Genomic DNA, 14,191 nt, shown 5'->3' on the forward strand with positions numbered 1-14,191 from the left:
GTGTTTACAGCAATTTCGGAGTTAGTGAGGTACAAAATTTTTGGTAACACAAGCATCCTGACTTGTTACAGGCTGGAAGTCTGTGTTACAAATGTACCTTTAAATTAGATGTTGGGTAAAATATTGTTATATTATGTTCGATTCAATAGTTACTATAATTAGAGCTTCGTAGTAGAGCTGCTAGCCCTATCTAGAGTTAGGGCTGATATCTATACTACAAACAAAAACTTTATTATAAGTGATTATCGGCAATTCGTAGCTCCCCCGGAGGGGGCACATAATATTACCTAAAAACAATAACCTAGAACCTACAACCTATTAATACTTAGCCTAATATTTTAGGAACTTAGCCACAATAATTAAAAGTTTTATTTGCAAGTTTCTCATGCTTGATAAAACGATAATTAATAGTTATGAAAAAAATTCTCTTTCTTTGTACGGGTAATTATTATCGCAGTAGATTTAGTGAGTATTTTTTCAATGATTTAGCCTCAAAAAAAGGGGTAAAATGGGAAGCAGATTCGCGGGGTTTGAATGTTAATCCAGAATCTGGTAATGTGGGGGCTATTTCATCAGAGGTTATTAAAGCTTTGAAGTCTTTAGATATTCAGATTGATTCTGTATCTTTGAGGGAACCAATGCAAGTTCAACAAACAGATTTAGAAAATGCTAATCAAGTTATTGCTGTTGATGAAGTTGCTCATCGTCCTTTAATGGAGTCTAAGTTTCCTGAATGGGTTGATAAAATTGAATATTGGTTAGTTAAAGATTTGGATGAAAATCCTGATGAACCTCCTCTTTTGCAACTGCAAAATAATATTCATTTACTTCTGGAAAATTTAGATTAAATTAACTTTTATTGCCGAATAATTATTAATTAAATAATTTAGCTTGATTAGCTCTCCCTTTGAAGGTAAAAAAAGTGGTCGTTTCGGCTGTATATCCAATCGACGAAGAGAAAAGTGCTAGGAGATTTTGGTTGTGCATCAGTAAACGGTAATATCATGTCCAGTTGAATGGGTTTGGAAACCAAACCCCTACGAATATTTGAGTTATTAAGAAGGCATAAGGTTTGTTGCCATTGTTATCTTATAGGTACAATTATTCCTCCAAATGTTCGGAGGTCTCTCATACTTCCTTGACGCAATACCGAGATTTTCTTATATTCAATTGGGTTACGGTTTTAACTACAGGTAATTATCAATTATCAATTATTAATTAATGAACTAATATTTTATGCTGAAAACGATTATTATAAAAAGGAGTATTTATGCAGTTGGCACCACTACAACATATAACTAATATTGAGCCTTTTGTTAGTGGTGATGTAAAAATCGATCCAAGTGTGGCGATCGCCCCTGGTGTTATTATTCAAGCTGCTGATAACTGTCAGATTATTATTGGATCGGGGGTTTGTATTGGTATGGGAGCTATTATTCATGCTTACCAGGGCAATATCGAAATTGAATCGGGAGCTACTATTGGTTCGGGAGTTTTATTAGTTGGTAAGAGTAAGATTGGAGCTAATGCTTGTGTTGGTGCTTTGGCTACTATTATAGAAGAAGATGTGGAGGTAGATAAGGTTGTATTACCTGCTTCTATTATTGGCAATTCAGGACGACAAATTTTAGATAATTCTACTACATCTTTACCTCATCAAGGGTCAGCTCAAAGTTATCTATCCTCAGATGAAACCCAGGAAAATAATAATGGTTCAAATTTAGCCAATACTTCTTCATCTTCAGAGGAAAATCAGACAGAAACTGAACCAGCTAATACTCAATTAAAATCAACAAATACTTTTTCATCTTCAGAGGAAAATCATACAGAAACTGAACCAGCTAATACTCAATTACAATCAGTAAATACTTTTTCATCTTCAGAGGAAAATCATACAGAAAATCAGACAGAAACTGAACAAGCTAATACTGAATTACAATCAGCAAATACTTCTTCATCTTCAGAGGAAAATCAGATAGAAACTGAAAAGGCTAATACTCAATTACAATCAGCAAATACTTTTTCATCTTCAGAGGAAACTGACACAGAAACTGAACAAGCTAATACTCAATTACAAGAAGAAGCATCTCCAAATATAGATCCTCAAATTTATGGTAAGGAGTATGTCAACCAGATAATGAAGACTTTATTTCCTCATAAAAATTCTTTGAGTCCTCATCCTGATGATGAAGACTAAAAATATTTTCTTACCCAGACTTGATACTAAATTTTGGCACTACTGAAGTTTTTAGCAGATAAACAGAAAATTTCTGTTTGACAATAACACACTTATTTGGTAGTAGTAGATAACTTGATCGTTATAAATAAAATCAGGACTTACGGAGAGGTACTATATATAGAGTCAAGAAACTATAAAGTTATAGTTTTGAACGCTATATACATGGTCTTTGCGTAAGTTCTAAAAATATAATATAATCTAAAATTAAGTAGAGACATACCTAAAAAAACTTTCTATCTTTTAGGGACAAAAAGTAATTAATAATTTCTAAAAATTAACTTCTTAATTCTGAAAACTTACACTGGTGAGAATTTTCACTCTAATTATAGGTTAACTAAACCAGTTTATATTTTTAATTTCATCAGGACTTACGCAGAACCGACATATTTAGTAGGGGTGATTCGCGTTAGCATTAGCGCAGATCCTCTGGAAGAGGCAGCATTGCCTAGGACATCACCCCTACAGATGGTGTATAATTTAATATTTTGCGTAATTCCTGTTCATATAAAAAATTCTCAAAGTAGCCCTAAAGACCATCAGCTAGAATGTTGGAGAGAGTTAGGTGGGTTAACTACTACGCCGAAGTAAAGAGGTAGAAAATGAAAATACAAACCCACAATGATTATAAGCTAGACTCTATTGAATCCCCAATCAAGTTTGGAGATGCTGCTCTTGGTTTAGTAACAACTCGAAGTTTTCCGGCCATAGTTGGTACTGCTGACATGATGCTGAAGTCCTCTGGCGTAATGTTGGTAGGATATGAAAAAATTGGTAGTGGATATTGTACGGCGGTAGTTCGTGGTGGTATAGCAGATGTTCGTATAGCAGTAGAGTCTGGAGCAGAAACAGCCGAAAAATTTGGACAACTTATTTCTAAGACTGTCATTCCTCGACCTTTACCTAATTTAGAAGTTGTATTACCTATTGGCAGTCTTTTATTTAGACTATCTCAAGGTAGAGTTTCTACTGAGTTTAGAAATAAGGCAGTTGGTCTGATAGAAACTAGAGGTTTTCCGGCAATGGTGGGAGCTTGTGACGCTATGCTGAAATCTGCTGATGTACAGTTAACTTCCTATGAAACTACAGGTGCAGGTTTGTGTACTGCTATTGTTCGGGGTTCGGTTTCTAATGTGGCGGTAGCTGTAGAAGCTGGAATGCACGAAGCTGAAAGAATTGGAGAGCTAAATGCTGTGATGGTTATTCCTAGACCGTTGGATGATTTGGAAAGAACATTACCTGTAGCTGGTCATCTGATTGAAGAAATACCAGAACCTCTACGTTTACCAATGGCAATTAAAGAGAAGGAAAAAGAGCTAGTAAGATTACCAGATTTTGCTCAACTTCCTTTACCAATAAAAGAAGAAGTTAAGGAGAAATCATAGATTAACACTTAAGCAAAAGGTGGAATCTATAAAATTTGTAGGGGTTAACGGCCGTTAACCCCTACTATGTAGAGTGGTTATTGTAATATTAAATTTTAACTTCCCTGGCGGGAAGTCCCGCGCTCTCCCGGAGGGGAGCGTCGGGATGAAAGCCAGGGCCAAGATTTGGATACCTTCATAAGCTGTTCATATGCCTTTGACAAGCTAGGTACATTTTGTTATTATCAATGTCAACACAGGGGGAGGACATCACCTCTGTCTAAACAGCGGTCAGGGTTTCCCAGACTGAAGAATCCCGCGTTGTCCCGTAAGGGTAACGTCGGGAGTATGTCAAACAAACGCACCACCGTCTCTACGAGTAACACCAATTACAGAAGGTCTTGGGGGTAGTAACCCATTAAAACTGCCTCCAGGATTACCTACATATCCTGTATTACTAGGCCAATTACTACCACGAGGTACACTTCGCTGTTGAGTAAAGAGAGTGCCATCTAAATTTAACATCTCAATATCCCGACCTAGTAGAACTCCATCCCCAATAGGTGAACTTTCTCCAGGGTGTTGTACAGCTAATAGTAGAGTTTCATCTACACCACTATTTCTGATAAAGTATGGTCCAGTAATTTCGCAACGAGGTGGACCATAAGCAAAAGGTACAACTAAGCCAGCATTTGGTCCAACAACAGGAATGTAGAACAACCAGTTGTTACCAAATGTTCCTCTCAAGTTACCAACACTTCCAGTTTGAGTGTGGTCGATCTCTCTTACCTCTCCAGCAACACCAGTATTAAAACCATTATGACTACTGGTAGACATATCTGTTACGCCCCATATATTACCCAGAGTATCAATTTCTAGGTTATCTACATTAGCAAAACCTGCACCATTGATGGCACCATCTTCTCCACTCTGCTCAAAAACTGACCAACTAAAGGTGAGACTTGTCGCATCGCTGTTGGTTTCAATGATTCGGTATATACCGCCAAAAGATTGAATAGCATCAACATCTGCAAAGTATTTACTAACAACAAAGATTCTGGAGTCTGGATATCCATCTCCACCTGGTCCACCATCTGTATAGGCGATAAATACACTACCATCACCAGGATGAACTTCCACGTCTTCAGGACGAGCAGTTGGAGTAGCACCTACTAAGTTAGCAGCTAAGAAAGCATCAACTAAAATCGCACCTTGGTTAGGATAAAAATCTGCTAGAGTTTGGCCTTGATATTGAGATAGTACACCTTCATTAGTCAGGTCTACGATGAAAGAACCACCATTTTCTTCTGCTCCAGCAATACCAGCACGTTGAGGTAGACGAATACGACCATCTCTTTGAGCTTCACCAAAAGCATTTAATTCAGCTTCAGCAAGTTCGCTTGGTAATATAGGATTGGTAGGTGTACCAGGAACTAATGGAATCCATTGACCACTCCCATCAGGATTTAATCGTGCAGCATAGAGGGTTCCGCTGTCAAATAATATGCTGTTGCTTGGATCGGTAGGATTAGAAACAATACCATCACTAACAAATTTCCATGTATGACCACCACGACGGTCATCTCCCATATAAGCTACTAATGGTCTACCTGCTTCAACTCGGAAGGCAATATTTTCATGGCGGAAACGACCTAAAGCTGTATGTTTCCTGTTTTGGAAACTTGGGTCTGCTGGAGAAATTTCTACCATCCAGCCATACTTTTCACCAACTAAACCAAAGATTAAACCTATCCCTTCATCATCATACCCAGTTTGAGTACCATTAGGTAATACACTTTCTGTAACACTGCCTTGGAAGTTTTCTTCCGCACTCAGAACTGTTCCCCAAGGAGTTGTACCACCAGAACAATTGAAAGCTGTACCAATAATTCTATTACCAAGTCCATCAGAACTTAGAGGAAATACATCACTAGCAGCAGGTCCAGTACCTATTAAGAAGTTTTGGTCTCCAGTCTGATAGCTAGCTGTACCCCAGGACGTAACGCTTTGATAACCATCTGAACGTTCAGAGTTAATTCCTAGTCCAGATAAGAGATGTATTCGACGATTAGCATCATCTGCTACAGAAGCATAACGACCATTACCATCTTTTCTAATTCTGACAATAGATCCACCTTGGTTATAAGCAAATTCCCCACGGGTGAAAGTGCCTTCTTGAGATAAATCTAAACCTAGTACAAGTTGGTCTGTAGTGGGGAAAGGAGCTAGGTCTTCATCGCGTGCTAATAATGGTGACATTGGATAGGAGACATACTCATGGTTAGTCCATAGGTAGCCATCATCAGGATTACCATTAATAGGGATAAAGCTTACATAGTCGCAGTTATAACCGAAGTATTCTTCTGGGTTGGGAAATACGCGATCGCCCCAACCAACAATTACATAGTTTTCATATTCGGGGGGTACTATGACATCATCAAAGTATTGATAGGATTGTAGTGCTACATCTACACCTGCTCCTATCGTATTTCCTCTGGTATTTCCTGTCCCATCAATTGCTAAAGGTACAAAACTAGGGCTATTTTCATAAACTTCTAAAGGATGTGCCAATTTTAGGGGTGTGAAACTCAAACCCCCTGTTTGAGCTTGAGCTACTTCGGAACCCAAAAAGTTACCAATTTTTGGTGATAGTGCTGTAGCTGCTGCGCTACATCCGAAGAACATTAATAGTTTTCTGCGAGTTAGTCTGGACATAAAATTTTTTCTAGAGCTTCTCTTAATGAGAAGTGGTAGATATGGATTTTGAATCTATTGCTAGCAGTATTTTTTACCTAAATTCTATTTGTTTAATCAGTTTTTTTAATACTGCCTCAAGCAGTTTATCTATAACAATTTATCTTTGGTTTATCATTGGTTTAAATTTAGTTAAAGCGTTGTTTAAATTTAGTTAAAGCATTGTTTAAGTTTTGGTTAATGGATAGATTAACTAAATATTAGGAAGATATATAATTACAAATTTTATGGGAGTTATCTTGAATTTAGTGATTAGATTTATCAATCTTGTAGGGATAGCTTTATGATGTAATACTGTTGTGGTAAAATGAAATTATTAGAAAGTTATAAATATAGCGATCGCCATTACCGAAAAATTAAGGTATAAAGCTTCTCTATTGTAAGCATTCAGCCGTCAGCTTTAAGCTTTCAGGGTTCCTTGTTTGTTGTATTGGGAGGAGGAATTAGGATTGAGGTAGTGCAAGAATTAAAAGTCTGGATCAAAGCAAAATCATCAGCTATACTTTAGCTATTTAGGTTAATTTTTATTGTTGATTGCTGATTGCTAATACCTGAATGCTTACTCTCTATTTATGGAGAAAAAAGAAAAAAATTCCTTTTAGTCAATCCTTCTATTACAGAATAGATAATGATAGAAATATGAAATAATTTGTGAAAAAAACTGTAGGGGTTTAGTTTCCAAATCCCATTTTTGCTAGGTTTTGGAGACCAAATTTATACGATAAAATATTACCGAATAATTGATAATTAATAGTTAATAATTAATAATTAATAGTTGAAGCGTCAATAATTAATTATTCATTCAACAATTAAGGTTTAAAGCCTCCCCTTTCAAGGGTATAAATCAAAAAAAATTCCTTAAGCGCCAATCCTATCCGTTTCAAGAAGGGGTAATTATTAATTATTCATTGTGTTTTTTGCTGAAAATTTATTTAGGATTGCTATATTAATTAATAATTATTAATTTTGAATATAGCGTTTCTCAAGCTTATGAGGTACACAAGCTCTTTAATTTCTTTTCTATTCCCTGTTCCCTATTCCCTATTCCCTGTTCCCTAAAACCTATAATTTTGTACCTCACCATCATGGGAATTGCTATACTATTGACTTATTAAATAACTGAAACATTAGCAGGATAAATCATCAAATATCAAAGTAAAAGTAAGCATTCAGACATTAGCTATCAAATTAGGAATTAGTATGGAAAAAAGGAGCGATAATTATCAAGTATCGGTAAAAACACTAAAGCTAGCCTTACCAGTCAAACTAATGCTTAGTTCATTAATTTTTCTTGCTGAAGACTGACTGTTAATCCTAAATACTTACAAGTAAAGTCGGAAATTTGGTGGTGGTGCATAGTAATGGTAGAGAGAGTGTGGGAAGTGTGGTAAGTGTGGGGAGTGTGGGGAGTGTGGGAGCGTGAGAAGAAATTAAAAAATATATATCTTCACCATTACAATGCAGGACTACCGGAAATTTTAATCTTTTATTATGACTTCTTTCTACTTGTATTAGTTGTTAATCATCTATTATTTCTGTGTCATCTTCATCAGTGGGAAATCTTGGAGAATTAGCTCCAGGTTTTTGTCTAGGAGATTTCTTTTGAGGTTGAGGAATTATAGGCTGAGAATCATAGGATGGGGAAGGTGGAGCAGGAACTTGAGGGGGAGATTTTGGTAGTGGAGATTTAGTCTCTGGTATAGCTTCAGCATCACTATCATCCTCAAACTTTAACAACAATTTAGCGTCAGCAAAATATCTGGTAAATTCATCAATATCTGCATTTTTTTGCCATTCAGAACGAGATACAGTAGAACGTATAACAGGTACTATTTGACTTTTACGTTCTCCTAATATAGTAATAGTAATTTTTGTTATTTCTGGATTATTTGCAAATTCTTGATCGATTGTCTTTTGTGCTAATTTTTCTGCTTGTTCTACTAGACTTTTATAAGAGTTATTATTATTTGATTCAATCGAAAGACTGGTTTTCTTGGTAGATGCTAAGACGCTTAAGTTAGTTATAAATATACTAGCTAATATTAAGATTGTACTCCATAAAAGACGATAATATAAACTCATTGAATGAAAATTTTGGCAAAATATATGTAAATTTAAACTGCATCGTAACATACAATGATTAAAATCAGATTAAGGTATGTTTAAAGTCTGACTAGCATTAGATTTTTCTATTTAAAATGAGGTAAAGAGTTTGAGGATTTTAGGGAATAGGGAATATAAATTAGTATTAAACTGTACTTCACTATCCTAAAAATTGCTATAATTACAAATTTAACCTTCTTATCATAAATATCGAACATACTGACATTAAATTATGTGGGGATATTTAATCTATTATCTATAGATAATTAATTCTCAGGAAAAATTAATAGTTAATTCAGATAATTATAATTTGATAATGATATTTTTGGTAAAATATAGTTAAGAAGTTAATCAATACATTCAAGTTTAAAACTCAATAATTTTTTTCTTATATGTTCTACCAATTAACTTGAAATATGTCAGAAATAGTTTGATACTTTAAATATCAAATCCCTTGAAATTAATGTAACTTCAAAGTTTTTGGTTAAAGTTGACTTTCGACTTTTGTGAAATGGTATTTAAGGTAGGCTTAAATAAACATAACTGTGTAACAAAACATTTATGCAGTTCATAATCTCAAGATTGCTTCCTTAAACTCAGTTACAGTTGCAATGAAATAGTAACATTTAATTGTGCCCAACTACTTTAGATTATGAATATAATTACAACTACTAATAGAAGTAGAAAATTAAAAAGAATTGGCAAGTTTATTTTATTATTTATTCTAGTTACAAGCCTAATTATTACAGGCAAATATTTTAACCTACCACAAGTTTTAAGAAATACATTAATATGGATCGAAAGTCTAGGTTTCTGGGGTCCTATAACTTTCATTATTATTTATAATTTAGCTACTTTACTATTAATTCCTGGTTCGGTTTTGACACTAGGAGGAGGAGTAATATTTGGAGTTTTTCGGGGGTCAATTTATGTTGTTTTGGCTTCAACTTTAGGCGCTACAATAGCTTTTGTAATTGGAAGATACATATCTCGCGATTGGGTTTGTCAACAATTAAGTCAACATCCAAAGTTTAAAGCTATTGATATAGCTGTGGTAAAAGAAGGGTTTAAAATTGTCTTTTTAACTAGACTTTGCCCTTTGTTTCCTTTTAATCTTTTAAATTATGCTTTTGGTGTAATGCGGGTTTCTTTAAAGGATTATATTTTGGGTTCTTTGGGAATGATTCCAGCAACAGTTATGTATGTTTATCTTGGTTCTTTAATGGGTGATATTGCTTTAGTTGGTACATCTCAACAACCTACAAATTTGACTATAGAATTAACTAAATGGATAATTAATATACTTGGTTTAATTACTACGATTGTAGTGACGATTTATGTGACTAGATTAGCGAAAAAGGCTTTAGAAGAAAGTATTAATTAATATTTGGCTATTCAGGAAAAAATGAGTTGATGTTTGCATAAAAAAAGTATATAAATCTGGTTCTTTAATTCACCACTATACTAAGATATATAGTCCGATTAAATAGGTTTGTTATGGAACATATTTTATCTTTTATACTAAATTAAAATAAGATAGTTACAGTTAATTAATCAGGAAACTGTTGATAAATTTGCTGCGGACTTCGATAGTACAAATCAAATTATTCCTGAATCAAAAATAATTTATTATGCCTTATTGGCATCAAATCTAGGAATTATCCTTTTCATGTCGGCTCTTAGCCGAAACTTCCTTAAGATTCTTATCTGCTAATATCTGAGGAAAAGGTATTTTTACTGCACTATGTTCAGCCTTGAATTTCCGAGACATTGGAATATTAAAATATCCATCTTTTACCCTGATTCGAGGTATTATTAAAGGAAAGTACCCCTCTTTATTGAGGTATCAAGGTATTCGTATTTGTTCAAACCTATATAGACCTTTTGACCTAATGAACTATACTGTCTTTTGTTGAATAAAAATTCATGTGTATAGGCGATAAACCCCAGTTAATCTTAATAGTATCACAAAAATTCTGAGGGTGCAACCGAAAATTCTTTGGCGCGCGTTTTTTTTCTGGAGCTTCTGAGAATGAGAATGTTTGTGGTTTGGAACTTAACACAGATCAATGGAAAGATTTGATGAGAAAAAAGCCAGTATTTTTGGGAAGCTCTCACAAGATGAAGATATTTCTGATATTACTCCTGGGGGAAATTCCTGAATATCAAGGATTGTCTACTAATAAGAAAACTTAGTTGAATAAAGAGTCATGTGTATAGGCGATAAACCCCAGTTAATCTTAATAGTATCACAAAAATTCTGAGGGTGCAACCGAAAATTCTTTGAGGCGCGATTTTTTGGGAGCTTCTGAGAATGACAATATTGATGATTTTGGACTCAAGAGAGATGAGTGGAAAGATTTGATGAGAGAAAAGCCAGTATTTTTGGGAAGCTCTCACAAGATGAAGGTATTTCTGATATTACTCCTGGGGAAAATTCCTGAATATCAAGGATTGTCTACTACTAAGAAAATTTAGTTGAATAAAGAGTCATGTGTATAGGCGATAAACCCTAGTTAATCTTAATAGTATCACAAAAATTCTGAGGGTGCAACCGAAAATCCTTTGAGGCGCGATTTTTTTTGGAGCTTCTGACAATGACAATGACAATGTTTGTAATTTCCCACTAAGACTAAGAAAGTACAGATGGAAAGATTTAATGATGGGAAAAATCTCATTCTAATCTTAACTAGCTATCAGCTTAAAAATACCATAAGGCTTATATAAAACTTCCATTGCAAGTAGACTTGATTGAGGTGTAGTTGTAGGTCTTTCATTCATTAATTGATAATTACCTCTCCCTTTTAGGAAGAGGTAAGACGCTTAAGGAAAAAATTTATTTTTTTCCCTTTCAAAGGGAAGGCTTTTAACCTGAATTATTTAACTATTAATTATTAATTATTCAGTAATAGATTTTCTTAACACCTAACAACTCAAACTTTTACCGAATAATTAAGGTTTAAACCCTCTCCTTTAAAGGAGAAACAATGAATTTATTTTCCTTTTCTTCAATCCTTTTCCTTTTAGGGAGAGGTAATTATCAATTATCAATTATCAATTATCCATTATCCATTAATTACCCTTCTAACTTCTTACTAATTAATTGATTTGTCATCTTTGGATCGGCACGACCTTGTGTTTTTTTCATTACTTGCCCAACAAAGAAACCTTTGAGTTTTGTTTTACCAGCACGATATTTTGCTAATTCTTCTGGATGTGCTGCTAAAACTTCATCAATAATTGCTTCTATCGCTTTAGTATCTGATATTTGAATCAAGCCTTTTTTCTCGACTAATTCTTTAGGAGAACCACCTTTTGATAATAATTCTGGCAATATATCCTTAGCAATTTTCCCACTGATAGTACCATCTTCAATAATTGTTACTAACTCAGCCAAATTATCAGGTTTCAGAGCAATATCATTAATGCTCACTTTTTCATTTTTCAAAAAAGCAGTAATATCTCCCATTACCCAGTTAGCTGCTTGTTTGGAACTGCCACCTGCTGCAACTGTTGCCTCAAAATATTTTGCTACATTAGAGTCGTCAGTCAGAACACGAGTATCATAAGCAGATAAACCTAACTCATTTTCATAACGGTGACGTTTGTGTGCGGGTAACTCTGGTAACTCTGCTTTCCAAGCATCTAACTGTTGACTTGATACCTCAATAGGAGGGAGATCCGGTTCTGGAAAATAACGATAGTCACTAGAACCCTCTTTAGTCCTCATACTAATAGTACGTTGAGAACCCTCCTCCCAAAGTCTAGTTTCTTGAACAATTTTTTCTCCAGTTTCAATAGCTTCAGTTTGCCTTTCAATTTCATATTCGATCGCCCGTTGTATGGCACTGAAGGAGTTCATGTTTTTGATTTCTACTTTTGTGCCAAATTCTTTTTGGCCCACAGGTCGCACAGAAACATTCACATCACACCGTAAGGAACCTTCTTGCATATTCCCATCACTTACCCCAAGATAGCGGACAATTCGCCTTAGTTCTTGAGCATATTCGGCAGCTTCAACTCCAGAACGCATATCCGGTTCTGATACAATTTCGATTAATGGCACACCAGCACGGTTGTAGTCCACCATCGAATAAGTTGAACCAGCTAGGCGATCGCTACCTCCGTGAACTAACTTACCTGCATCTTCCTCCATGTGCAGTCTAGTAATACCAATTTTTTTACGAGTTGCACTACCATTCTCATCTACTATCTCTACTTCTAGCCAACCATGTTCGGCAATGGGTAAGTCATACTGAGAGATTTGATAATTTTTCGGTAAGTCTGGGTAAAAATATTGTTTCCGGTCAAATTTACTGTAGGGTGCAATTTGACAATTTAGGGCCAATCCTGCTTTAACGGCATATTCTAGAACTTTTTGATTAAGTACAGGTAATACTCCTGGCATTCCCATACATATTGGGTCAATGTTAGTATTGGGAGTAACACCAAATTCTGTGGAGGAATTAGAGAAAATTTTAGTTTGGGTACTAAGCTGACAATGGGTTTCTAGACCAATAATCGCTTCATACTCTGTTTTAATTTTGACAGTTGTGGTCATAGATTTAGAAATTAAATCGAATAAGTCGTATATTAGATTTTATATCTAATATAGAATCCGGTTGAACAGTTGTCATTGCGACGAGAGGAAGCAATCTCGTTGGACCTCTGAGATTGCTATCCGTTCCGGAATGCTCCGCAAACCTTCCACTCCGTTCCAGTCGCTGCGGACGCAAGCTATAGTAATTATCCGGATTCTATATAAAATCATCGTAAAATTTCGGTAAGTGGGAAACCACCGTCTTTTAAGCGGTGGATGGAAACGACTCGACGGATTTTAATCCGTAGTCAAAAAAATGTGTTATAATTAATAACTTAAAAAGTAGACTCAATGGTATCCATAGCCGGAGAGAGTAGTGGCAATTGGCACCGCCTTGTAGGGGCGAACGGCCGTTCGCCCCTACTGCTGCTGTATACGTACTACGGTACGGTACTGGCAATGTGGTTGTTTCGATTTTTCGGGAACCGTGCAATTTGGAAATCGTGGTTTTAACCCGATTTACAGCTCCTAGTCACGAATCCACGCGACTTTAGTCCGTGGAGTGTCAAAGACCGATTGTTCATTAATTGATAATTGATAATTATCTCAAAGAAAACTGTAAAGGAATTGAATATAAGGAAATATCCTAGCACTTTTTTTCTCTTGAATATAGAAGGCTTTATACCTTGTTTTTTTGTTAAAGGCTTTTATCTTTAAATCAACAAGCCCTATTTAGATGAGAAATACAAATTCAGGTTAGAAGTAAATTTTTACTTCCAACCTAGAATAACAAAATATATTTATATGGATGGTGCTGTTGAATGTGTAGATGTTGGAAAAATATATGAAAAAATTATTGTAGATGCGGCGATTAATACTTAATTGTAGATGCTATATATACCTAGCTGAAATGATTTCTATTACATAGGACTTAGATAGTATAAGGTATTTTCGTCATTGCGACCGACAGGGAAGCAATCTCAAATCCTAGTTTTTCATACCTCGTGCGTAAGTCCTATTACAGCAATACCATGTCATTAGAGAGAGTTTTAACCATTTTGGCGACGGCGAGAATTTACTAAACCACCTAAGAATAAAGCTAAACCTAATATTGTACTTGGTTCAGGAATGGATGTTGTACCACCAGTTGTGCCACCACCAGTTGTGCCACCACCAGTTGTGCCACCACCAGTT

The 14,191-nt window shown here is 35.2% G+C and carries 9 protein-coding genes; 5 read left to right on the plus strand and 4 right to left on the minus strand.

Annotated elements, in window-relative coordinates; all coding sequences use genetic code 11:
- Positions 1-413: 413 nt before the first annotated feature.
- The 3 genes from ACP6PK_RS24190 to ACP6PK_RS24200 all read left to right on the plus strand — a co-directional run bounded on the left by ACP6PK_RS24190 (position 414) and on the right by ACP6PK_RS24200 (position 3,621).
- Positions 414-848 carry an arsenate reductase/protein-tyrosine-phosphatase family protein gene (locus ACP6PK_RS24190; protein ID WP_426563361.1) on the plus strand — a complete coding sequence of 145 codons (435 nt, stop codon included), beginning with the start codon at positions 414-416 and terminating at the stop codon, positions 846-848.
- Positions 849-1,270: 422 nt separating this feature from the next.
- Complete coding sequence (locus ACP6PK_RS24195) at positions 1,271-2,197, plus strand: acyltransferase (RefSeq protein WP_426563363.1); 927 nt, start codon at positions 1,271-1,273, stop codon at positions 2,195-2,197.
- A gap of 641 nt (positions 2,198-2,838) precedes the next feature.
- On the plus strand, positions 2,839-3,621 hold the full coding sequence (locus tag ACP6PK_RS24200; RefSeq protein WP_426563365.1) for a carbon dioxide-concentrating mechanism protein CcmK: 783 nt from the start codon (positions 2,839-2,841) through the stop codon (positions 3,619-3,621).
- Positions 3,622-3,951: 330 nt separating this feature from the next.
- Here ACP6PK_RS24200 and ACP6PK_RS24205 read toward each other — a convergent pair whose 3' ends face one another.
- Both ACP6PK_RS24205 and ACP6PK_RS24210 read right to left on the minus strand, forming a co-directional pair.
- A complete protein-coding gene (locus tag ACP6PK_RS24205; RefSeq protein WP_426563367.1) occupies positions 3,952-6,315 on the minus strand; it encodes a PhoX family protein in 2,364 nt (787 codons plus the stop codon).
- 1,557 nt (positions 6,316-7,872) lie between these two features.
- Positions 7,873-8,436: a hypothetical protein gene (locus ACP6PK_RS24210; protein WP_426563369.1), complete on the minus strand. Its 564-nt coding sequence runs from the start codon at positions 8,434-8,436 to the stop codon at positions 7,873-7,875.
- 673 nt (positions 8,437-9,109) lie between these two features.
- Here ACP6PK_RS24210 and ACP6PK_RS24215 point away from each other — a divergent pair.
- Positions 9,110-9,841 (plus strand): TVP38/TMEM64 family protein, encoded by a 732-nt coding sequence (locus ACP6PK_RS24215; protein WP_426563371.1) that lies wholly within the window; start codon positions 9,110-9,112, stop codon positions 9,839-9,841.
- Positions 9,842-10,740: 899 nt separating this feature from the next.
- Entirely contained in the window at positions 10,741-10,935 is a 195-nt protein-coding gene (locus ACP6PK_RS24220; RefSeq protein ID WP_426563373.1) for a hypothetical protein, read from the plus strand.
- Positions 10,936-11,533: 598 nt separating this feature from the next.
- On the opposite strand, the gene gatB is transcribed toward ACP6PK_RS24220, so the two are convergent.
- Together gatB and ACP6PK_RS24230 are read right to left on the minus strand one after the other, a co-directional pair.
- Entirely contained in the window at positions 11,534-13,018 is a 1,485-nt protein-coding gene (gene gatB / locus ACP6PK_RS24225; protein WP_426563375.1) for an Asp-tRNA(Asn)/Glu-tRNA(Gln) amidotransferase subunit GatB, read from the minus strand.
- A gap of 1,028 nt (positions 13,019-14,046) precedes the next feature.
- A complete protein-coding gene (locus ACP6PK_RS24230; RefSeq protein WP_426563377.1) occupies positions 14,047-14,127 on the minus strand; it encodes a PEP-CTERM sorting domain-containing protein in 81 nt (26 codons plus the stop codon).
- Between the last annotated feature and the right edge of the window lie 64 nt (positions 14,128-14,191).

This window comes from Dapis hubbardiae BLCC-M172 (genome assembly GCF_050016015.1).
GTDB lineage: Bacteria > Cyanobacteriota > Cyanobacteriia > Cyanobacteriales > Microcoleaceae > Trichodesmium.

Bases quoted from the DNA above. Each gene is read 5' to 3' on its own strand.
- ACP6PK_RS24190 (WP_426563361.1), top strand. From the start codon at position 414: ATGAAAAAAATTCTCTTTCTTTGTACGGGTAATTATTATCGCAGTAGA.
- gatB (WP_426563375.1), bottom strand. From the start codon at position 13,018: ATGACCACAACTGTCAAAATTAAAACAGAGTATGAAGCGATTATTGGT.
- ACP6PK_RS24215 (WP_426563371.1), top strand. From the start codon at position 9,110: ATGAATATAATTACAACTACTAATAGAAGTAGAAAATTAAAAAGAATT.
- ACP6PK_RS24200 (WP_426563365.1), top strand. From the start codon at position 2,839: ATGAAAATACAAACCCACAATGATTATAAGCTAGACTCTATTGAATCC.
- ACP6PK_RS24210 (WP_426563369.1), bottom strand. From the start codon at position 8,436: ATGAGTTTATATTATCGTCTTTTATGGAGTACAATCTTAATATTAGCT.
- ACP6PK_RS24195 (WP_426563363.1), top strand. From the start codon at position 1,271: ATGCAGTTGGCACCACTACAACATATAACTAATATTGAGCCTTTTGTT.
- ACP6PK_RS24205 (WP_426563367.1), bottom strand. From the start codon at position 6,315: ATGTCCAGACTAACTCGCAGAAAACTATTAATGTTCTTCGGATGTAGC.